Source organism: Borrelia coriaceae (genome assembly GCF_023035295.1).
Classification (GTDB): Bacteria; Spirochaetota; Spirochaetia; order Borreliales; family Borreliaceae; genus Borrelia; species Borrelia coriaceae.
In genome coordinates this window covers 580,683-603,691 of sequence record NZ_CP075076.1, presented here as the reverse complement: position 1 = coordinate 603,691, position 23,009 = coordinate 580,683, and the positions used below count along the sequence as shown (strand labels likewise).

The following is a 23,009-nucleotide window of genomic DNA, read 5'->3' as shown; positions in this document are numbered from 1 at the left end:
ATTAATCCTCCTAATCAAACCAAATATCCTCTACTATTTTATGAGATCTCAATGCATTAAGTTTAACCTCATCAGGCTTAAAATTTAAGGGAAAATCCATCTTAAGTTTTAAACTTTTATCAGCATTTTTCAAATAAAAATAAACATGTGAAAAACCAGTATTATCTTCAAGAGTAAAAATTTTATCCTTTAAGGAATAAAGAAGCTGAGGATCAGTTAATCCTTCATTAGAAAACTTAATATGAAGATTATTAAAAGAAATGTCTTCAATATTTAAAACTTTTTCAACCATTATTGCAAACTTATCTTTATTTAATGTAAGCTTACCTATCACACCAATAACATAACCAGCAAACAATAAATGCTTATATTTTTCATAACTTGCAGTAAAAACTACAATGTCCATAGCACCTTTAAAATCTTCAATTACTCCAAAGGCCATCTTAGCATTATTTTTCTTAGTATTAATAACTCTTATTGAAGTTAAACTACCAGCAAATTTAACAATAGTATTCTTCTTAACAGCAAGATCCTCTAAAATATTAAAGTTTGTAAAGCGTTCCAATTTGGTTTTATAAGGATCAAGAGGATGCCCAGATACATAAAAACCTAAAAGGTCCTTCTCAAATTTTAAAAGTTCAGAATAAGAATATTCCTCAAATATATGATAACTAAAACTTTGATGAACAGTATCTTGAGACTCAAGATAACCAAACAAACTATTCTGACCAAGTTTTTTATCATTCTTATCTTTGATTACAAAATCTATTAACTTATCAAGATTTTCAAAAAGTGTTTTTCTATTTTGACCAAGGCTGTCAAAAAGTCCAGACTTAATTGCAGCCTCCAAAAATTTTTTGTTAACAACTTTGTCATCTACTCTTCTAATAAAGTCTTCAAAGGATCTATATTTTCCATTTTTCTGTCTCTCATTAATTATAAGATCAACTATTAAACCTCCAATATTCTTAATACCATTAAGACCATAAGAAATATTAAAGCCCACTACACTAAACTCTTTAAAAGATTGATTTATATCAGGTTTTAAAATACTGATTCCCATCGATTTTGCTTCTTCAATATAATAAGATAACTTTTCCGTATTACTAATCTCATTCGTTAAATTGGCGGCCATAAAATTCTCAGGATAATTGGCCTTAAGATACGCTGTTTGATAAGCTATTAAAGAATACGCAGCTGCATGCGATTTATTAAATCCATAACCAGCAAAGGGCTTTAAAAGCTCAAATATATCATTTGCAAGCGCTTCACCATAACCTTTACTAATAGCACCTTTTATAAAGTCGACTTTCATTTTATTCATTTCGTCTTCTTTTTTCTTACCCATAGCACGTCTTAATATATCTGCTTTCCCAAGAGAAAAACCACCAATAATCCTTGCAACTTCCATCACCTGTTCTTGATAAACAATAACGCCATAAGTTGGCTTTAAAACTTCTTTTAAATCTGGATGAGGATATCTAATACGCTTAGTTCCTGTCTTAGCTGCAATAAATTGGGGTATAAATTGCATAGGACCTGGACGATAGAGTGCATTTAAAGCAATCAAATCTTCAATACTGTCAGGTTTTGCCTCCCTTAAAACTTGTTGCATACCTTCAGATTCAAATTGAAAAACAGAAGCACTACGTCCTTCAGAAAGCATCTTAAAAGTCTTAGCATCACTATCAGAAATATTAGAAATACTAAAATCAGGATTTGTACTTCTAATCAAATTTTCTGCATTCTTTATTAAAGTCAATGTCTTAAGACCAAGGAAATCCATTTTTACAAGACCACAATCTTCCAATAAGTCCATGGTATACTGTGTAGAAACCGTGTTTTGCTTATAATCCTTATAAAGTGGAACATAATCTGTCAAAGCAGTTCTAGCAATCACAATACCTGCCGCATGAGTTGAGACATGTCTATTCATGCCTTCAAGAACAAGAGCCGCTTCCATCAATTCATTATAAATAGGTCCCTTATTTAAATAAGCCTTTAAAGACTTATCCTTAAAAACTTCTTTTAAAGAAACCTTTGGACCATCGGGAATAAGCTTAGTCAGTTCATTAGATTCTGAAAAAGGAATATCTAAAACTCTACCCACATCTTTAAAGACAGCCTTGGGCTTTAAAGTCCCAAAAGTAATTATCTGTGCAACCTTATCCTCACCATATTTCTTTGTAACATACTTGATAACTTCATCTCTACCCTCAAAACAAAAATCAATGTCAAAATCAGGCATAGACACACGCTCAGGATTTAAAAATCTCTCAAAAAGCAAATTATATTTCAAAGGATCAATATCAGTAATTCTAAGAGCATATGCAACAATAGAACCAGCGCCAGAACCACGCCCAGGACCAACGGGAATACCGTTATCATGTGCAAATTTAATAAAATCCCAAACAATTAAAAAATACGCCTCAAATCCCATCTTAATGATTGTTGAGAGCTCATAAAAAGCACGCTCCTTAATACGATCAGTTAAATCCGAATACCTAAACTTTAAACCCTCAAGAGTTAAATGCTCTAAATATTGACCAAGAGTAATAAACTCACTAGGCGCCTGATATTCAGGGAAAATAGGACCTGGAAATTTAATTTCAAATTCATCACATTTCTCAGCAATTTTTAGAGTATTTGCTAAAGCCTCTGGCAAATCCTTAAAAAGTTCATACATTTCCTCTTGAGATTTAAGATAAAACTCATCTGTCTCCATTTTAAGTCTATTAGGATCGCTTCTCTTAGCACCCGTTCCAATGCAAACAATAATATCTTGAGCCATTGCATCTCCTTTATTCACATAGTGAGAATCATTAGATACAGTCAGTGGAACATTAAACTCTCTAGAATAAGCTATTAACTTCTCATTAACTATGTCTTGTTGTTTAATCCCATGACGTTGAAGTTCAAGATAAAAATCATCACCAAAAACACTCTTAAACCAAAGAATCTCATTCTTTGCTTCATCAAATCTACTTGCAAGAATTAACTGAGCAATAATCCCACCAATACATGCCGAAGTACAAATAAGCCCCTCAGAATATCTTTCAAGATCCTCCTTATCTATTCTTGGACGATAATAAAATCCCTCAAGATAAGAAACACTTGTTAGTTTCAATAAATTCTTATAGCCTAATTCATTCTTTGCAAGAAGAATCAAATGATAATAAGGTTTTCCAAAGGCATCATTTTTCTTTATATGCTTTGAAGTACTTGACATATAAGCTTCAATACCAATTATGGGTTTTATCCCTGCCCCTTTTGCTTCCCTATAAAATTTAATAGCACCAAAAAGATTACCATGATCTGTTAATGCAATATGAGACATATTGCATCTTTTTGCCTTTGCCACAATATCTGTAATCTTAGCAGCTCCATCTAAAAGAGAATAATCTGAATGTACATGCAAATGAACAAACTTAACTTTTAAATCCATACTTACACTTATCTTACCAAAATAAAGCTTGACTCTTAATAGATATCCCTTAACCTAAACCAAATATATTAAATAATAAACCTTTTAAGCACTAAATTAGTTAAAATTATATTAAGAAAACTAAAAAATTATAGAATTACGCAAAAACATTAATACCCTGATTTTCACATTCAACTACCATTTTTTTTACCGATTCAAGTTTGCTGATAACTTCATCCGACAAACCCTCAGCTTGTACAAACAAATTCTTTGCTTCTCTTAAACCGACATCACCAGAACCATCTTTGGCAATGCCTTTTATTATCTCAACAACAAGTTTATGAACATTTAAATAACACGAATAAACGTCTTCCCAAACTTCTCTAACCTCAGACACCTTTGGAGTAAATCCCTTATAAAACAATCCAAACCCATGTTTCATAGGATCAACTTGAATTGCCATGCTCTTTTGATTTTCAACAATTGATCTTACAATACTCATCCAAGACATCTGTTCTGAAATGCTAAATTCCAATTCTTTTAAAAATTCATCATTAGAATACATAAAAGCTTCACCATTAGACAAAGCATCACAATTCCGTGCTAAATAAGAAAAGTTAGCTTCAACATTTTCAAGTTCACCAATTAATGTTGAAAATTCATTTTGCTGCCCAACAAAATGTTTGAACAAATTTTCAAGAGAAGTAAGCTCTTCAACCAAGTTTGAAAAAAATTTATCAATATCCAATTGAAGTTCTTTAATATTTTTAGAAACTAAATCCTGAGAAACCTTTTCAATTTCCTTAACAGAAATCATACTCATAACACTTTTGGCCTGATCTGAGAGTCGCTTAATCTCATCAGCAACAACAGAAAACCCTTTTCCATACTCTTTTGCTCTTGCTGCTTCAAGCTTAGCATTAAGAGAAATCATATTGGTTGCACCTAGAAAACTATTGATAGTCTCTAAACTTCCTTGAACACTAACAATAACAGTGCTAACCCTTTTCAATTTTTCTTCATTACTTTTCTCAATATCTTCAAAAATAACATTAACTTGACTACGTGCATCATTTGCTCCCTCAAGAAGCGACCCAAAAAGCTTGTCCATATTCTCAAAACTAGCAAATAAATTGTTATATAAAAATTCAATACGAACCAACACATTACTAATAGAAGACTTAGCGTGATAAAATCCCTTTATCACTTCTTTAACAGGATTTAAATATTCACAAATATTTAAATCTTTATTATTTTCAATCTTGTTACAAGACTCATCCTTAGAAGAGTCAGACACATCGGATTTTTTCTTACCAAAAAATGAAAATTTATACATGAAAAAATTTTACCATAAAAAATAATTTTCTAACAATATCAAAATAACTGAATCTAATGACTCTCTAAAATGCAATAGAGTAATAAAAAACTCTTCAAAACGATATTTTAACAAGAACTTATAAAACTAAACTTAATATAAAATATCTAAATTAAATTCCAAATATCCCTAATAAAATTAAATATATTAAAATAACAATTTTTTACCTATCTTTTACTAATAAATATTTACCTTGTACTTTATTATACTCAAATAAAATATCTTCATAAGAGAAAAATTTCATAAAAATATTAATAAAATCCTCTAATTTCTCTTTAATCTCTGGCAAATAAAAATCATTATCAAGTTTAAAAATATCATCTGCATCTAATATCGTTAAGTTTTCATCTTGCTTTAAAATAGCTCTCTTAGGCTGCCAAAAAAGAACATTAACCTTACCACTTCGAATCAAAAACCTCTTAAGTTCATACTCAAGATCAATATGATCTGATTTTGCCTCAACAATACCAGTAACAACACATTTCTCATAATCTAACCTCTTAATAAGCACTGCATCTGTAAGCATGCCTTTTCCTGAAACGTCAAGAGGAAATTGTTCTTCAATTTCATATTGTTGGTTAAACGGAAGATTAGCTATTTTTCTTAAAAGATTAAGAAGTATATACTTTTTACTCATATGCCTATTATTTGGTCTAAGACAAGGTATTTTCATTCTATATTTAAGCTCATCAAAAAAATATTTAACCAATCTCTTCATCGCAATTGTCTTTTTAACATCACTCTCCTGCATCTTACCCCCTAACAAATATCTTCAAAAATGCATATACTAACTATATTAAATCTATTAAACACATTAAATAAATATATAAAACTTAATAATCAAAGACATGCTTTTATCAATCCTAAAAAAAGCTTAGAAGGGCTTTCTAATCTTGTAATAAGCTCAGGATGAAATTGACACGCCACAAAAAATTTATTCTTTGGTATCTCTATTATCTTGACTATTTGAAAATCTTCAGAAAATCCAGACATAACAAGCCCATGCTTACTGAATAAATCAAGATAATCATTATTAACTTCATATCTATGTCTAAATCTCTCAACTATTATCTCACTCCCATAAAGTTTAAAAGCAAGCGTATCCTTCTTTAAGAGCACAGGATAACCTCCAAGTCGCATTGTAGCACCTTTATCTTTAAGTTCCTTTTGCTCAGGCAATAAATGAATAACAGGACTTATAGAACTGCATGCAGGATCCCCTTCAGACAAAATTTCTTCAGTATCAGCATTAAGTATCCCACAAACATTACGCGCAAACTCAACTACTGCAAGTTGCATACCAAGACAAATACCAAGAAAAGGAATATCCTTCTCACGAGCATATTTAATCGCACGTATTTTACCTGCATATCCATTACCCCCAAATCCACCAGGTACTATTATACCATCTATACCCTTTAACATCCTTTCATCAAAATTAAGGCTATCAATTACAGTTACCTTAACTAAAATATCTAAATTAGCAGAAACATGAGTTAAAGACTCAAAGATTGAGGCATAAGAATCACCAAGCTCAGTATATTTACCACAAATAGCAATATTAATAATCTTCTGAGGAGAGATAAGATTTTTCTTTATTATACCTACTAATCGCTCAAGCCCATCCACCTTAGGCTTAACATTAATTTTTAATTTTGAACCCAAAATTTCGTGTAAGCCTTGTTTATAGAAAGATATGGGTATTTCATAAATAGTTGCAACATCAGTATTATCAATAATAGAAGAAGCATCAACATTACAAAACATCGCTATTTTTTGTCTTATCTGCTTTGTTAAGAGTTGAGAACTTCGCGCAATAATTAAATCTGGAAAAATCCCAGCTTCATTTAAAGTCTTTACACTTTGTTGAGTAGGCTTAGATTTTTGCTCATTTATCCCAGCAGGATTTGGAATATAAGTCAAGTGCACAAAAGCAATATTATCGTTCCCAATCACATATCTAATCTGTCTCATTGTTTCAATAAACAAAATATTTTCCATATCCCCTACAGTACCACCAATCTCAATTACTAAAAGTTCACTGCACTCTTCTTTGGCAATATTAAAAATTGTCTCCCTAATCTCATCAGTAACATGAGGAATAAGTTGCACAGTTCTCCCCAAATATTTACCATGTCTCTCATTCTCAAGAATATTTTTATATATTTTACCCATCGTAATGTTCCAATTAGACTTAGAATTTAGATTTAAAAATCTCTCATAATGACCAAAATCCATGTCAACTTCTCCACCATCTTCAAGAACAAAAACTTCTCCATGCTCAACAGGATTAATCGTCCCAGGATCAGTATTTAAATATCCATCACATTTAATTGGCGTGATCCTTAAATTATCCTTAAATAAACGCGCGATACTTGCAGATGTAACTCCTTTACCTATTCCCGAAATCACACCACCTGTTACTACTAAAATTTTTAAATTATTCATCATTAACATCCTCCCAAATATAAGTTCACACAACCAATAACAATGTGTATAAATTTATTAAATCAAAACCTTTGACACTACAATTTTTTAAAATAACATATCATTATAAAAAGATTTATAAATTTAAAAATAATATTCTACTTATCCTAATAAAAATAAATTATCTATAAAACACAATTATATATATAAACAAAAACTGCTTTTAAAGAATCATTTTAATAAAAAAATACTAACTATGAAAATCAACATTTAATTCATACAAATAAACAATAGCTATTAAATTTTAAGAATGAAATACATATACAAAAACAAATAACCCCTGCAAAAAATGCACAAATAAACTTAATGAAACATATCCCCCAACAACCAAAGTCATACACAAATTTAAACAAATAGCTATTAACAAAGAATATAACAAAATAAAAAAAGATAACCAATAATATAAAAGATAAACTCCCAATGAAAACAGCTTTTAAAACAGTATAATTCTTAAAAAAAATCCTAGATAACAAAAAAATTGGAAATACTACCAAATAAATAACACAAGTATCTTTAAAAAACAAAAGAAAACAATATAAAGAAAGCTCACTTATTTTTATTTCCCGTAAAAAGATTTCTATCTAATAATACAGTTAAACTCAAACTTGAATAACAACAAACACATAACAAGAAAGGAAAAATAAATAAAAATTCAACTAAAACGAACAAATATCTCTCCAAAGCAAAAACAGGCAAAGATAAATAAAACACAGATCTAAGTGAATCATGAATCGACTTATAATGATTAAACATATTATATATTGACACAATATACAATAAAACGAAAAAAAAATAATCTATTATTAGAATTAAAGCAAAAGTAAATTAAATCAGCAAACCAATAAACTTTTAAAAAGACATGAATTAAAGGAAAGATTAAAAAAATTGAAATAACAAAATACAAATATAATTTTTTATTATAGGCAAAATTAAATAGCAAAAAAAATCTTTTTAAATCAAACATTCTCTACATCCTTTCATTTATTGCTACTAATATATAAAAAGAAGAATTCAGGCTAAAAACTATAATCGCAAAACCCACGATCAAAATAAAGGAACTATTATTACCAATTCTAGTTAAATGAACTACAACATCTACTAAATCTTTAATATTATGACCTGTAACAAAAATTATTTTATTTTCGAAACCATTTATAATATCTATAAAAACATTCTTGAAACCAACATCAAGACTATTTGTTGATTCATCAAATATTAAAATAGCAACATCTATAGTAAAAGCACTAATGCTCTTTTTTATCTGGCCGTAAAAATAAGAATCGAACTTTAAACTAATATCTATTTCGAATCTTAATAAATACTCTCTAAAACCTTTTTCTCCTAAAATTTGGATAGAACTTATATAAAGACTTATAATAATCCCTTAAAGAAACATTGGACAAGTTAAAATCTCCAGGCAAAAAAACCAATTCACTAAATTCAAAGGATTCCACAGAAAAACTTTTAAAGAATAAAATAAAACCTCTCTTGTTAATGAACTTAAAAGCCCACTAACAAGCTCAAGTAAAGTGGTTTTTCTTACTTCATCATTAACAAGAATCAAATAAATCTATGACCTTAAACAACTTAAATTGAAGTTTGAATAAACTTTAGCTCTACGATAAAAAAATGAGACATCTATAAATTCTATCTTCAATCAAAATTCTCCTCTATGTTAATTCTAAAAAGAGCCTATAATAAATACAAGAATAAAATACTAATTTTTTAAAAAAGCCCTATAAATAAATATAGAAAAATTCACATAAAGGCTCGCACTAAAATTCCAAACTTTAAGCATAACTCTTGGCAAAATTTGAAGCTGACTAAACCTGGAGCCTTTAAGACTTGCATAATAATTTTGAAACTCCTTGGAATTTTTAACTTCATTAAGAACAGAAATAAGTTTAGCTTTATGAGCCTTATAAATAAGCCGATCCTTAATGTGCCAACTTATAATATAAATCTGTTTAAAAGAAACATAATAATAAAGTTGCAAATAAAACTTTTTATAATATTCAAAATATTTTTCAAAAACTCCTTCTTCTTTTAAAAAATTCTCTAAAGTCTTAAGGGATAAATTAAGCCTACTAATTACACTAATTGATGAACTGGCGCTTCCTACCCATTGGAAATTAGTATAAAAATAATTATTTACAAAAGAAACTTTATCTGCTTTCAAAAAGACATTAAGCATGAAGATTATATCTTCTAATATCACATTAGCTACTCTAATATTATTTTTTACAATTAAATCTCTCCGAATTAGCTTATCCCATAATGTACCCACAACAAAATTTTTTTTGCAAAAGCTAGCAAAAACAGTTAATAATAAATTCTTAAAAGCCTCTTCTCCAGTTATTGGAGTATTTGGAAAAGGAAGCGCGGATTTTCTTTTAACATTTCTTGCAAGAAAGTAAACATAAAATTGAGAACAAACAACATCTGAATTATCAGCTTTTGCCCTATTATATAACACCTCAAGCATAGTACTCTCAACAGAATCATCACTATCCCAATAAATTATATATTCTCCTTCAGACTCTTCAAGTCCATTATTTCTAGAAGCAGCTATTCCTAGATTTTTTTGATTAATAATTTTCACAAAATCATATTGATCAGCATATTTTTGCACTATCTTTAGACTATTATCGTAAGAACCATCATTCACAAATATGATTTCTTTGTCTCTTAATGTCTGATTAAGAGCACTTTTTATCATAACTTCAAGGGTACTATCAGAATTAAAAAAACAAATAATCACAGAGACCTTGTACTTATACATAAAACCCTCCACATAAATACCAACCTAACAAAAAGCATATATTAACAATTAAATATTCGTAACTATAAGACATAAGGAAATATTACACAGTATAGTTAATAAGCTTACATGATTTTAAATATATTTTCCAACAAATTAAATACAAATACTATATAATACAAAATACAAATTAAAGAAACAGATAACTTACTCAAAGAATAAGGGGTTCAAATGCTAAAAATAATTAGCCTTGGAGGCGGAATAATAAATCCTGATAAAATCAACATAGAATACATAAAAAATTTCAAAAATCTTATTTTCAAATGGATACAAGAAGATGATAGAAGAAAAATTATCTTAATTACAGGAGGAGGAAAAATAGCACGGGAATATCAAGATGCTTATAAACAAATTAATCCTAGGTTTAAAAACTATGAACTTGATGAAATTGGAATAATGGCAACCAAACTAAATGCCAAACTCATAAGCAAAACAATGCAACCACTCTGCATTGACAATATTGTAAGCAATCCAACTGAAGATTTCCATTTTAAAGGACAAATATTAGTTGCATCAGGATGGAAATCAGGATTTTCAACAGATTATATCACTATAAAATTTGCCGAAAAGTTTAAATCAGATGAAATAATTAATTTAACCAATGTAAATCAAATTTACAATAAAGATCCAAAAAAATTTGACGATGCAAAAGGATTCAAGCACATTACTTGGCATGAATTACAAGATATTGTTGGAAAAAACTGGGAACCTGGTTCAAATTTGCCGTTTGACCCAATAGCAACAAAACTAGCACTAAAGCTTGGTCTTAAGGCTTACGTATTAAATGGAAATGATCTTCAAAATTTAAAGAAAGTTTTTGATAAAAATGATGACTTTTTAGGAACTATTATAGTAAAATAAAACCCATTGCCGGTATGGCGGAATTGGTAGACGCGTCAGACTCAAAATCTGGTGAGGGCAACCTCATGTCGGTTCGACTCCGACTACCGGTATTCATTTACTCAAATCGAAAAAAATACTTATGCTAATAAAAAATCTTAAATAAACATCGCGTGCTAAAAACATTAATAAATATAGAATGAATTAAAATTATCGATATGAAATTTTTAAAGATGAAATTTTAAGTATTAAGTTTCTTAATAGCATCCTTATAAATTAAAACAAGCTTCTTAAGTTCAACCTCATCAATATATTCATCGGTTTTATGAGCTGTATTATCCGACCCTTTAAATAATGGCCCAAAAGCAACACAATTTTTTAAAGCTCTTGAATAAGTTGCACCGCCAATGGCAATAGGACGAACATCAATCTCACCTGTAAAATTTTTATAAACTTCAAGCAAAGATTGAATAAACTTTGAATCAGAATCGACATAAAGAGGCTCAAGAAAAGAAACTTCATGATAATTTAAAGAATATACATTTAAAGTTTGCTTTATCAAATCCACTAATTCTTCTCGTCTATAACTTACAGGATACCTCATATCAAAAGATAAGATTTGATTAGAAGTCTTAGATAACTTAACTTTTGTTAAGCAAAGAGTAAGCTGTCCAGACTTTGCATCCTCTAAGATTTTACCAAATAATTTCTCGCCATTAATAGTAAAACCAATTTTGTCTTCAAAAAAGTTAATAAAATCAGCTTTTACACCTAAAGACTTAATAATACTTAGTGCATAAGGAGCAACATTAATACCAAGTTCAGGTAATGAAGCATGAGCAGAAGTTCCATGAATTAAGACATTGTTATCAAAAAACTTATACCTAACCTTACCATCAAAACTATCAAGCAGAATTCTAAAATCATCTTTATTAAAATCTCCAAGCTGAAAAGAACATTCGCCAGGAATCACATTATATCCAGTACCAAGCTCAAAATTCATAAAAAATCTCTCATCACTAATAACATCAAATTGTAATAACCCTTTCTCAGCATTAACAATAGGAAAATCACCATCAGGTGTAAAAGCAAAATCAGGAATCTCTTCCCTAATCTTATAGTGTTCAATACAACGCCATGCCACCTCTTCATCTGTTCCAAAAATTACTCTAAATCTTTTCTTAAAAAAAATTTCCTCTAAAATTAATAATTTAAAGGCATAAAGAACGGCCATCAAAGGGCCCTTATCATCTAGAACACCTCTTGCATATACTTTACCATCTCTAAAACTAAGCTCAAAAGGATTTGAATGCCAATTAGACACATTCCCAGCGTCAACAATATCAATGTGGGTCAAAATACCTATAAGTTCATCACCCTGTCCTATATCAGAAAAACCATAATATCCATCCCGATCTCTATAAACTTTAAAACCAATATCTTTAGCTATTTCTAAAACCTTATCTAAACATAAATCAATCTGTTCTCCAAAAGGTCTATTTTTTGAAGCAGAAGCGTTAACGCTATTAAACTTTATTAATTCTCCTAAATGACAATAAAATTGCCTTTCTAACTTAAAATCCATAAAACTAAACCTTGGGATAATATTAAGATAAGGTAAAAATAAAGATTAAAATATTTTTGATATTGTTTGCATAAGAGTATCGGGATTGAAAGGTTTAACAAGCCAACCAGTAGCCCCTGCTTTACGTCCCTCATCAACTTTTGATTGTTCAGACTCAGTAGTTAAAACAAGTATTGGAACAAAACTTCCAAACTCCCTTATCTGTTTAATAACCCCTATTCCATCTAAATTAGGCATATTGATATCTGTAATAATTAGATCAAAATCTTTATCACTCTGTCCAACAGCTTCTTTAAACTTAGATACACCCTCTAGTCCATCCTGAGCTTCAGCCACCCCAAAACCATTCTGCTCTAAAATGTAAGCAACACTCTGCCTAATAGCTCTATTGTCATCTATAACCAAAATCCTCTTTTGCATGTAACGCTCCTAAACTCACATAAAAAGTATACAAAAGTTAGAATAAAATTACACTACCCTCATCAAATGAATGAACATCCTTTTCATCTTCGATAAGAGACAATAAATATTTCTTATGAACAAATAAAGTAAATCTATTAGCAATTCTACGAATAAATTCCTTATCTTCAATTTCAACACATTCAAGACCATTTTTCAATAACTCTAAATTAAGGGAAGCATTAATATCCTTTTCCATTGTAATTAAAGTCTTTTCAAGATTTACAAGCTCCTTTTTTAAGTTCTTAATATTATGAATATCTAACTTTGCCTCTTCAAATATCTCTAAGAAATCAACTGGAAATATTTCATAAGATAATATATGATCAAGAGTAATCTTTTTTATCTCAAAAATGTTATTTTTTATCTCCATAAATAATTTTTTAAACTTGTTAAAATAATTTTTTTCAAGGTAAAATCTATTATCACAATTTTTAACAACTTTTTCAAAGAAAAATATTATTTGAGATAAAAATTCTCGTCCTTTAGTAATATTGAAATCAATATCACTAATAATTTTTGACATCTCAGAAATATTACCTTCCATATCCTCAAGTTCAACTCTCTTTACAACCTCTATTTTAGAAGCTATATTGATATTTTGGAATCTAGAAGATATAGCAGAAATATTTGAAAACATTAATTCTAAAGACTTAACAAGTTTAATCTGTTCATAATAAAGATTTAAAAAATTAGAATTATTTTTTTCAACATCATCAATCCTTTTAAGCAAATTCGATAAAATAACGGAAAAAGATTCCACTGAGTTTGAAATATCAATATATGAAGAATTATCTGACTTTAAATCATTAATATCCTGAATAGAAGAAATAGAGGTATCAATAAATTCTTCAAAAACCATTAAATTTTCATCCAATTTAGTCATAACATCCTCAACTATCATCTTGGATGAACTTGTAAAAACAGATAAAACTTTTAACTTCTGAATTTCACTTGTATCTCTAAACTTAAAAACATCAACACTTGAATACATAATATTTAAATGATACAAAGATTGAGTGAGTCTATCTTGAAATTGCAGATAAGACATAGCATTCACGAACTTAAATTTAAACTCACTAAGTATACCTAATATATTGTCATAAAAGGCAATAACTTCTCCAATACCTCCTGAAAAATCATCTATATTTTTCATTAAATTATCTTTAAATTCTTCAAGAATCTTATTCTCAGCAGTATTATTTTCAAGTACCTGCTCCTTAGCACGATCGAGTCCAATTTTAATATCTCTGCCCCTATTAGTAAGCTGATCTGCTTGCTTAATCATAGATTGAGTCAAAGTTTTAATCTCATTTGTAATATAAGAAAAAGCACTTCCTGCTCTTCCAGCTCTCATAGCAACAGTCAATGTATTAATTGACATTATTTCCATATCAATAGAACTTTTTTTCATCTTTTCAATCACATCTTCAAGTATTTCTATATCCTTGACCTTATCCCTTATCACGCTAAACTGAGATTCCAGCATTTCAGTTGAAGAATTAAAATAAGATACAAAATCATTCAATACGCTTATTACTTTAGAGATAAAATTATTTAAAGAATAATCATTATCAATATCAAGATCGGAAATAAACCCAATATTAAAAGATAAATCTTTAATATCTTTAGAAAGTTTTTCTATTAATTTAGGAATTGATTTACTTAAATTGGCATAAACTTGTCTTGAACGACTATCAAAAGACTCAAGTTCAGTAAATAATGTATTAATATGAGGCTCAATATCCAAAAAATTACCATCATCTCCCATTAAGATCTCCTTAGAATATATTCCGATATTTCATTTAAAGGAAGAACTTTATCTACAGCACCTACTTTAATTGCCTCCATAGGCATACCAAATACCACAGACGTTGCCTGATCTTGTGCAATATTATATGCACCACTTCTCTTCATCTCAAGCATACAACATGCACCATCATCCCCCATACCTGTAAGCATTACTCCAATAGCATTTTCTCCAGCATACATAGCCGCAGAACGAAATAAAACATTAACAGAAGGCTTATGTCTACTAACTAAAGGACCATCTAACAAATTAACAAAATAATTCCCATTAGCATACTTCACAATTAAATGATAATTACCATTGGCAATTATTACAAGACCAGGTCTTAAAATATCTCCATCTTCAGCCTCTTTTACATCAACTGCAAGTTCATTATTCAAACTCTTCGCAAAAGAGGTTGTAAATCCTCCTGGCATATGTTGAACAATAACAATTGGAGGAGAGTCTCTCTTAAAAAATTTTAAAAAAACTCTTAAAGCCTCAGTACCACCGGTTGAAGAACCAACAAAAATAACCTTTCCGGTTTTATTTTTATTAATAACACCTTGATACTTAAGGACAACGTCTGGATCATTTTTTGGAGCAACATTAATAACATCTGCAACCTTATAACTCTTCGTTATACCAGCCACATTACTCTCAAATTTTTTGACCTCAGATTTAACAAACACATCAGGAGCTTTTATTCTTTTAGTCTCAAAAGAAGCAACAAATTTATTACAAGCCAGTTTTTTGATCTCAGACTTTATTAACTCCAAATAATTACTTCTAAATAAATTAACTGTAAGCTTAAAATTAAGCTTATTTATTATTAATTTAATCTTATCTCTCTTAGATTCAAGAAACCCATACTTTGGATAAATTTCATCTTCTGCTATAAAGATAACAGGAAGTGAAATATTATTAAGAACATTATTAAGAGCAGTTCCAAAATGAGACTTAGCCGTATTTTCATCAATAATAACCAAATCAGGAAATTTTTGCAAAAAAACATTAATAAGGTTTAAAGAATTAGAACCTGTACTTAATATCTCAACACTTGCATCCTTAGAAAAAGCCCTAACAAAAACCTGCCTTACAAGACCTTGAATGTCAATTATCAATATCTTCATTATTATTTTTAATATAAACCTACCTTATAAAAGACCAAAATATTTTATCTTAAAGTATACTACCTTATAAGCTTAGTTATTGTATCGATATCAATTACTAACGCTAAACTACCATCTCCAAGTATTGTAGCGCCAGAAACTCCTTCTACTTTAGAATAAATCTTACCCAAAGTCTTTATAACGGTCTGATGTTGTCCTAATACCTCATCTACCACAAGCCCCATTTTACCACTATTTGTATTGACAACAACAACATGTTCACTATCACTTTTCTCATCAGATAATTCAAAAAACTCGCGCAAACGTACAAAGCTAATCATGCTCCCTCTATAATTCATAACATTACTATTATTTTCAAATCCATATACTTTAGACATTAATTTATCAGCTTCAAGACAAGACTCCACACTGGAGAGCGGAACAATAAAGTGCTCATTTTTTACTTTAACAAGCCACCCCTCAATAATTGCCAAGGTCAAAGGGAATATCAACTTTATGCAAGTATATTTACCAAATTCACTCTCAAGAATCACACTTCCTCTAAGAGACTCTACTTGTTTTCTAACAACATCCATCCCAACACCACGCCCAGATACATTTGTAACAACATCAGCTGTTGAAAATCCTGGCTCAAAAATTAAATTATAAATCTCCACATCTGGTAAAGCTTTTGAAACAGCCTCAGATATTATATTTCTCTCTACAGCCCTCTTAATTATCTTGTCCTTATTAAGTCCTCTACCATCATCTTCAATCATAACAACCACAGAATTACCTGATTGATGAGCAGAAAGCTTAATAATACCCTGTGAAGGCTTCCCTACCTTTACTCTCTCTTCGACCGATTCAATCCCATGATCAATTGAATTTCTGATTAAATGCACCAAAGGTTCATTTAACTTTTCAATAATACTCTTATCTAAAACAGTATCCCCACCTTGTGAATAATAACGAATTGATTTGCCAAGCTGAGCAGATAAATCCTTAACTATTCTTTGAAATTTTACAAATAAAATTTCAATAGGAACTGTCCTAAGTCCTGTAGTATAATCTCTAAGCTCATTAATCAGCAAAGAAAATTCAGCTGAAATTGAATTTAAAACATTATTATTGTTATTCTCAGCTTCCTTTGCAAGCTTAGATTGAATAGTAACAAGCTCACCAACAAGATTTACTAAATGATCTAATTTTTTTGAATCAACCTTAATACTTGCAATATTTACTTTACTCTTAGCAGTATCATCATTAAAACTAATATTAGCCCCACCCTTAAAATTAGTCTTATTATGTATCTCTTTGGAATTTGATGAACTCTGATTTTCTTTAGAAAAGACTTCATCAACAACACCTTTATCTAAATGATCTATTAAGGAATCAAGCTCAAAAGCATCGGGTATGTCATAAGATAAATCAACTTCTTCAACAATAACTTTTGACTGACCATCTAAAAACATAAAAATATCTTCTAGGGAACTTTTACTCTCTTCTGTCTCCAGTTTAACTTCCCACTCAACATAAACATTATCAGGAGATATTAATTCTAAATCAGGGATATTTCTTACCCTAGCCTTAACTTGTCCATTGCCTAAATTTAATAATTTTCTTAAAAAATTGATTGGTTTATGCCCATGGAATAAAATTCCCCTTGAAGGAGAAAAAAGAATTCGATAAATTTTAGTCTCATTATTTAAAGCCTCATCCTCAAACCTATCTTGATGTGAAGATGAATTTAACATAGATTCTTGAGAACCTAAATCATTAGATAAACTTATCTGCTCTTCCTTAGCAATATGAATATCATCACTAGAACCAACACTAAGTTGAAAACCTTTCTTGATGGTATCTATTAAGACTTTTTCACGATTCTTATACGCACTCTCATCAATAGCCTCATCCCCTTCAATTAGTTCACGGATGAAATCAACTGCCATTAAAGTAGCATCAACAGTATCCTGATTAAACTTATCAAAACCTTCCTTTATAGGATCAAGAACCGTTTCTATTTCATGCACAAGAGAAGCTGTTAGATTAAAACCAAACATCCCAGCACTACCCTTTATTGTATGAAAATTTCTAAAAATAGCATTAATAACCTCTTGCCCCGATTCAACCTCAATATTAAGAAGTGCGTGCTCAATATCCGAAATATTCTCTATAGATTCTTCTTTAAAAGAATCTTTAAATTTATCGATCATATCACTACTATTCATAAATTGCCCTTAAATACATAAAATTAAAATTCAATTAAACTAAGGCCTAAATCCAAGTGATCAATATCTTCAATATCATTTAAAAATCCACCATATATCAATGAACTTAAAACCTCATCAGATGGATATTCTATCTTTATAAATAAGTTCTTATCTTTAGCATATTTGTTAGAAGCATATAAAATTTGTATAAAAGTAACATCTATTTTCTCTACATTTGAAAGATTAATGACCAATGTTTCTTTTTTTCTCATATCTCTTAGAATACTTAAAAGATCTTCTTTAACCTTGAAAATGTTGTTTACTACAAGTTCTCCTTCTGGATTATAAATCATAACACATAAAACTCCTATTGCTCACAATCAGGATCATCTATTGTAGTATTCTTAAAACTAGAGAGTTCTTTAATATCAAACAGATTTTCTACATTAAGAATAATAATAAATTTGTCATCAAATTTACCAATGCCAGATATAAATCTAGCATTAAATCCCGTACCAATCCTTGGAGCATCATCAATATCAGAAGAACTGAGCTCAAGAACCTCATTAACATGATCTACTAAAATGCCAATATTTAATTCATCACCTTCATATATCAAAGTCAATATGATAATATTTGAAATATTATCATCCTTTTTCTTGATCCCATCGTCACTAACTTTACGCTCTTTCATACCAAATTGCTTTCTAATATCAATTATTGGAACTATTTTTCCTCTATTATTTATTATCCCTGCCATATAATCAGGAGTTCTAGGTATTTTTGAAATTTTAGTATACTCTAACACTTCAACAACATATTTAATTTCAATAGCATAAAGCTCATCCAAACTGAACAAAAGATACTGGTTTAATGTATCCTGTAAATCGGTCTCTAATTCCATAACTGCCTCTTAATATATTATTAATAGTAAATATAAACAAAACATCCAACAATATTTTATGTAAATTGAACATATCTCACATAATGTCATACATCAATTATAAATCAAAAATTTTAATACTAAAAAAATATAAAGCAATGTTCAAATATCATAACATAATACAAAATGAAATTTGAGATAATTGTCTTGCCTAACAAGATCAAAAGATAAATATTTAAAACTTAAGTTATTATAAATAATAATACCTATTAACTTAAATAATTAACACAAATAATATTACAAACTAGTATTTAAAACAATACAAGCAAAAATATAATCAAATTTACATAAAATATAGACGCTCACTATAGGCACAAAATTGGACAAACAACAAATGCTAAGAAACACTACCTCTATTATCAACCTATTGCATTATGCAAATCCAAAATTAAATTTTTATATTACATTCAATAATTAAACTATATAATACTATATAAATAAAGGAAAGAAGCTTATGAAAAAAAAGAGAATGTTTGTTTTAATTTTTATACTATTATCAATATCTGCTTTTGCAAATTCAACATCACCTGCAAGAAACAAATTCGGCATGGGCATCTTACTGCCACTTCCAATTGCATTAGAATTCAATATCGAAAACTTTGATATAGACTTGGGTGTCTACAATGGAACAAATAACTTATTTAAGGATTGGCAAACTTTATTCCTTGCAATAGATTATATCTTCTACACACACACTTTTGCAAAGATAAATAATATTCTAGACTTTGCTGTTGGAGGCGGAGGCTATGGAACAATATGGTTCTCAAGATGGGGTAACGGTCAAACAAATAGTGGACCAATGAGCTTGGGAGCAAGATTATCAATGATTTTAAACCTTGCAATAGCTAGAAAAAAATTTGACATATTTTTAAAAGTAGCACCTGGTCTTGGGTTAAATATTTGGAGTAGCGGAGCTGGATTTAGATGGGAAATATTTGCTGGACTTGGTATGAGACTTTGGTTTACATAAGTATAAGTGCCAACCATACCACAAGAGAAGTATTCAATGCTTCTCTTTATAAATCGATTAAAACTAGCAAAACAAAATTTGCACATATCCACAAGATATCAAAGTGACTTATCTACTTCAAAAAACTGATATTATCCCAAAACTATGCAAGACAAAATGGCATGCATAGTGAAAGTCATTAACAAGAAATTACATTACACACCCTAAAAACAAGTCAATATTATAAAAATAATTGATATTACTATAATATGATGTAAAAAAGCCTCAAAAACATAAAAATTTAAATTACTAAAATATTAAACATAAATTATATTTACAACATATCGATGATAGTACTTCACTTTAAAAGCAATCAAGTATATACTTAAACACGAGAGGATTTATCAATAAATGAAAAAAATAATCTTAACCTTATTACTAATAAATTATTTTAATATTTGGGCAAAAGATTTACCCACCAATAAAAGCTATTTCGGCATTGGAATTCTAGGACCATTGTCAAACTCATTACAATTAGTATTAGGCAAAAACATCGAAATGGAAATTGGAATTTACAATGGATTAAGAAATCTATTTACAAATTTTAATACATTGTTTGCTTCTCTAGAGTTTATCGCACTATCATCAAATTCGCTAGAAAAACCTAGCATAATAAATGCTTCACTGGGAGTTGGAATTTATGGATTATGGTGGATATCCAAATGGCAAAATACCCAAGAAGCGTATAATTCAACAAATATAGGACTTAGAATATCTCTCACTCTAAATGTACCAATTATCACAAATAATTTTGACATATTTTTAAAAACAGGACCTGGTATCAACATTTGGGGAATCGGAAGTGACGATCCACAACAAAAATGGGAAGTATTTGCGGGATTTGGCATGAGACTTTGGCTTGCTTAAAAATAAATAGCATTATAAACATTCCAAATTTTAAAGAACACTGAAATTAGCCAGATTTTTCTTATAAAATTTATTAATCATCAAAAATAAAATATAATAATAAAAATATTAACTACTGGAGATTTAATGCAACAATTAGTGCTAAGAGTAATACTAATACTAAGTATATGGATTAGTGCATTTAGCAAAAGTTCATACTTAGATAGAAAAATAGGATTTGGGGGAAGTATTGGAAATCCGATATTGAATTACATTATGTCATTCCCATTAATTGATCTTGAAATAGGCTATGGGGGAACTAATGGTATTAATTTGTCTGGGAACACACTCAAATCCAAACAATATGACTTTAATATACTCGTACTCTCAGCTTTAGATCTAATATTTACAACACCCTTAATGGAAAATTTATCTATAGGCACAGGAATTGGGGGCAATATACACATATCATCTCACAAATCAAACTTAATAAATATGGAGATAGGATTTGGACTTAGAATCCCAATAGCTATTTTGTATGATTTAACAAAACAAGTGGAAATAGGAATTAAAATAGCACCTTCAATAGAATTTGTATCAAATGTAAAATCCACTGCATATCACTACTTCTATGCAGGAGTTAAAACAAATATAATGGGTGGAATATTCGTGAAATACTATGTTTAAACACTCAACTTAAATTATTCCCAAATATTATGAAAAAATTCACCTCTTTTTGAATCAATTCTCTCAAAACTATGTGCACCAAAAAAATCTCTTTGAGCCTGAATTAAGTTGGCTGGCAAATAACTAGTAGAATAAGAATCTAGAAAAGAAAGACTTGCATAAAATGCTGGCAAAGGTATCCCAATCTCACTTGCCTTTGATACTATGCGCCTTAAAGACTTATGATGATTTTTTATTATATCCAAAAAGTAATCATCAAAAAGCAAATTAATAAGATGTGGATTTTTATCATAGGCTAATTTAATCTTAGCTAAAAAAACACTTTTAATTATACAGCCCTCTCTCCAAATCAAAGCAATTTTTCCCAAATTCAAATCCCAAGCATAATTAACAGACGCACTCTTAAGCATCATAAAACCCTGAGTATAAGCTAGTATTTTAGCAACCAAAAGGGCATAATAAAGATCTAAAATCCAATCACTCAGATCAAATTTAACAGCATCCATGTCCATTCTTAAAATGTCACTAGCAATTACACGCTCATGCTTTAATCCTGACAAAAATCTTGCAAATAAAGATTCAAAAATCAAATTTGCTGGCACATTTAACTGTAAAGCCTCAATTGCAACCCACTTTCCAGTACCTTTTTGATTTGCAACATCTAAAATCTTATCAAGCAAATATTCATTATTTTCTTTATATTTTAAAATTTTAGATGTTATCTCTATTAAATAACTAGAAAGATCACTTTCTCCCCATTTGTCAAATACTTCAGAAATTTTTAAATTATCTAAATTAAAAGCTCTCTTCATAAAAAAATATGCTTCAACAATAAGTTGCATATCCGCATACTCAATTCCATTGTGAATCATCTTTACATAATGCCCAGCTCCATTCTCACCAATATAAGCAGAACAAATATCTCCCTCATTTGTCTTGGCAGCTATCTTATTCAAAATAGGTTCAATTAATCCATAAACCTTTTTGCTTCCACCATACATCAAAGAAGGTCCAAATCTCGCACCCTTCTCACCACCTGAAATTCCAAGTCCAACAAAATAGATATCCTTAGAAGATAATTTTTGCTCTCTTCTTATCGTATCCTTATAATGAGAATTTCCACCATCAATAACAATATCGAATTTCTCAACTAAAGGTAAAATTTCTTCAATTACTTCATCCACAGCTGAGCTTAATATCATTAAAATAATTTTTCTAGGTTTCTTTAAGCTTCCAATAAAAGTCTCAATATCTTTAAACCCACTAATTTTCTTATGCGTATTGTTTACAAGGAAAGCCTCTGTCCTATCATTATCTCTATTATAAACAGAAACATTTAAACCACTATCAGCAATATTTAATGCTAAATTACTGCCCATAATTCCTAATCCATAAATACCGACATCCATTGTATTATCC

General features: G+C 29.4%; 16 protein-coding genes, 1 tRNA gene and 2 pseudogenes. 5 read left to right on the top strand and 14 right to left on the bottom strand.

The window, feature by feature from the left end:
* Positions 1-10: 10 nt before the first annotated feature.
* The 5 genes from dnaE to bcCo53_RS02885 form a co-directional block, all read right to left on the bottom strand.
* Entirely contained in the window at positions 11-3,445 is a 3,435-nt protein-coding gene (gene dnaE, locus bcCo53_RS02905; protein ID WP_025408187.1) for a DNA polymerase III subunit alpha, read from the bottom strand.
* 136 nt (positions 3,446-3,581) lie between these two features.
* Positions 3,582-4,760, bottom strand: coding sequence for a methyl-accepting chemotaxis protein (locus bcCo53_RS02900; protein ID WP_025408186.1), 1,179 nt, complete (start codon positions 4,758-4,760; stop codon positions 3,582-3,584).
* A gap of 202 nt (positions 4,761-4,962) precedes the next feature.
* On the bottom strand, positions 4,963-5,550 hold the full coding sequence (locus tag bcCo53_RS02895) for a hypothetical protein (protein ID WP_025408185.1): 588 nt from the start codon (positions 5,548-5,550) through the stop codon (positions 4,963-4,965).
* Between the two features lie 89 nt (positions 5,551-5,639).
* Entirely contained in the window at positions 5,640-7,250 is a 1,611-nt protein-coding gene (gene pyrG, locus bcCo53_RS02890) for a glutamine hydrolyzing CTP synthase (protein WP_025408184.1), read from the bottom strand.
* 1,753 nt (positions 7,251-9,003) lie between these two features.
* On the bottom strand, positions 9,004-10,068 hold the full coding sequence (locus bcCo53_RS02885) for a glycosyltransferase family 2 protein (RefSeq protein WP_038364640.1): 1,065 nt from the start codon (positions 10,066-10,068) through the stop codon (positions 9,004-9,006).
* 210 nt (positions 10,069-10,278) lie between these two features.
* Between bcCo53_RS02885 and pyrH the strand changes: the two genes are divergently transcribed.
* On the top strand, positions 10,279-10,968 hold the full coding sequence (pyrH, locus tag bcCo53_RS02880) for a UMP kinase (RefSeq protein WP_025408182.1): 690 nt from the start codon (positions 10,279-10,281) through the stop codon (positions 10,966-10,968).
* Positions 10,969-10,976: 8 nt separating this feature from the next.
* Positions 10,977-11,060: transfer RNA gene (locus bcCo53_RS02875), tRNA-Leu, on the top strand.
* A gap of 128 nt (positions 11,061-11,188) precedes the next feature.
* On the opposite strand, the gene bcCo53_RS02870 is transcribed toward bcCo53_RS02875, so the two are convergent.
* From bcCo53_RS02870 to bcCo53_RS02840, 8 genes and pseudogenes are all read right to left on the bottom strand, one after another.
* Positions 11,189-12,532: a Sapep family Mn(2+)-dependent dipeptidase gene (locus tag bcCo53_RS02870; protein ID WP_025408181.1), complete on the bottom strand. Its 1,344-nt coding sequence runs from the start codon at positions 12,530-12,532 to the stop codon at positions 11,189-11,191.
* Between the two features lie 45 nt (positions 12,533-12,577).
* Positions 12,578-12,952, bottom strand: coding sequence for a response regulator (locus bcCo53_RS02865; RefSeq protein WP_025408180.1), 375 nt, complete (start codon positions 12,950-12,952; stop codon positions 12,578-12,580).
* A gap of 37 nt (positions 12,953-12,989) precedes the next feature.
* Positions 12,990-14,762 (bottom strand): BB0569 family chemotaxis protein, encoded by a 1,773-nt coding sequence (locus tag bcCo53_RS02860; protein WP_025408179.1) that lies wholly within the window; start codon positions 14,760-14,762, stop codon positions 12,990-12,992.
* Positions 14,762-15,913, bottom strand: a complete 1,152-nt coding sequence (locus bcCo53_RS02855; protein WP_025408178.1) for a chemotaxis protein CheB — start codon at positions 15,911-15,913, stop codon at positions 14,762-14,764. The genes bcCo53_RS02860 and bcCo53_RS02855 overlap by 1 nt, the downstream gene beginning before the upstream one ends.
* A 59-nt stretch (positions 15,914-15,972) precedes the next feature.
* A pseudogene (locus bcCo53_RS08890) lies at positions 15,973-17,160 on the bottom strand (chemotaxis protein CheA); the annotation flags it as partial.
* 176 nt (positions 17,161-17,336) lie between these two features.
* Positions 17,337-18,123 (bottom strand): annotated as a pseudogene (locus tag bcCo53_RS08885) (Hpt domain-containing protein); the annotation flags it as partial.
* A 23-nt stretch (positions 18,124-18,146) separates the two neighbouring features.
* Complete coding sequence (locus tag bcCo53_RS02845) at positions 18,147-18,458, bottom strand: STAS domain-containing protein (RefSeq protein WP_025408176.1); 312 nt, start codon at positions 18,456-18,458, stop codon at positions 18,147-18,149.
* Positions 18,459-18,472: 14 nt separating this feature from the next.
* Positions 18,473-19,009 (bottom strand): chemotaxis protein CheW, encoded by a 537-nt coding sequence (locus bcCo53_RS02840; protein WP_025408175.1) that lies wholly within the window; start codon positions 19,007-19,009, stop codon positions 18,473-18,475.
* 493 nt (positions 19,010-19,502) lie between these two features.
* Between bcCo53_RS02840 and bcCo53_RS02835 the strand changes: the two genes are divergently transcribed.
* From bcCo53_RS02835 to bcCo53_RS02825, 3 genes are all read left to right on the top strand, one after another.
* Complete coding sequence (locus tag bcCo53_RS02835) at positions 19,503-20,018, top strand: BAPKO_0422 family outer member beta-barrel protein (protein WP_025408174.1); 516 nt, start codon at positions 19,503-19,505, stop codon at positions 20,016-20,018.
* A gap of 390 nt (positions 20,019-20,408) precedes the next feature.
* Positions 20,409-20,924: a BAPKO_0422 family outer member beta-barrel protein gene (locus bcCo53_RS02830; RefSeq protein WP_025408173.1), complete on the top strand. Its 516-nt coding sequence runs from the start codon at positions 20,409-20,411 to the stop codon at positions 20,922-20,924.
* A 126-nt stretch (positions 20,925-21,050) separates the two neighbouring features.
* A complete protein-coding gene (locus bcCo53_RS02825; protein ID WP_025408172.1) occupies positions 21,051-21,590 on the top strand; it encodes a BAPKO_0422 family outer member beta-barrel protein in 540 nt (179 codons plus the stop codon).
* A 14-nt stretch (positions 21,591-21,604) separates the two neighbouring features.
* Here bcCo53_RS02825 and gnd read toward each other — a convergent pair whose 3' ends face one another.
* A complete protein-coding gene (gene gnd, locus bcCo53_RS02820) occupies positions 21,605-22,999 on the bottom strand; it encodes a decarboxylating NADP(+)-dependent phosphogluconate dehydrogenase (protein ID WP_025408171.1) in 1,395 nt (464 codons plus the stop codon).
* Positions 23,000-23,009: the final 10 nt, after the last annotated feature.

Coding starts and splice junctions, on each gene's coding strand:
- dnaE (WP_025408187.1), bottom strand. CDS start 3,445: ATGGATTTAAAAGTTAAGTTTGTTCATTTGCATGTACATTCAGATTAT.
- bcCo53_RS02900 (WP_025408186.1), bottom strand. CDS start 4,760: ATGTATAAATTTTCATTTTTTGGTAAGAAAAAATCCGATGTGTCTGAC.
- bcCo53_RS02895 (WP_025408185.1), bottom strand. CDS start 5,550: ATGCAGGAGAGTGATGTTAAAAAGACAATTGCGATGAAGAGATTGGTT.
- pyrG (WP_025408184.1), bottom strand. CDS start 7,250: ATGATGAATAATTTAAAAATTTTAGTAGTAACAGGTGGTGTGATTTCG.
- bcCo53_RS02885 (WP_038364640.1), bottom strand. CDS start 10,068: ATGTATAAGTACAAGGTCTCTGTGATTATTTGTTTTTTTAATTCTGAT.
- pyrH (WP_025408182.1), top strand. CDS start 10,279: ATGCTAAAAATAATTAGCCTTGGAGGCGGAATAATAAATCCTGATAAA.
- bcCo53_RS02870 (WP_025408181.1), bottom strand. CDS start 12,532: ATGGATTTTAAGTTAGAAAGGCAATTTTATTGTCATTTAGGAGAATTA.
- bcCo53_RS02865 (WP_025408180.1), bottom strand. CDS start 12,952: ATGCAAAAGAGGATTTTGGTTATAGATGACAATAGAGCTATTAGGCAG.
- bcCo53_RS02860 (WP_025408179.1), bottom strand. CDS start 14,762: ATGGGAGATGATGGTAATTTTTTGGATATTGAGCCTCATATTAATACA.
- bcCo53_RS02855 (WP_025408178.1), bottom strand. CDS start 15,913: ATGAAGATATTGATAATTGACATTCAAGGTCTTGTAAGGCAGGTTTTT.
- bcCo53_RS02845 (WP_025408176.1), bottom strand. CDS start 18,458: ATGATTTATAATCCAGAAGGAGAACTTGTAGTAAACAACATTTTCAAG.
- bcCo53_RS02840 (WP_025408175.1), bottom strand. CDS start 19,009: ATGGAATTAGAGACCGATTTACAGGATACATTAAACCAGTATCTTTTG.
- bcCo53_RS02835 (WP_025408174.1), top strand. CDS start 19,503: ATGAAAAAAAAGAGAATGTTTGTTTTAATTTTTATACTATTATCAATA.
- bcCo53_RS02830 (WP_025408173.1), top strand. CDS start 20,409: ATGAAAAAAATAATCTTAACCTTATTACTAATAAATTATTTTAATATT.
- bcCo53_RS02825 (WP_025408172.1), top strand. CDS start 21,051: ATGCAACAATTAGTGCTAAGAGTAATACTAATACTAAGTATATGGATT.
- gnd (WP_025408171.1), bottom strand. CDS start 22,999: ATGGATGTCGGTATTTATGGATTAGGAATTATGGGCAGTAATTTAGCA.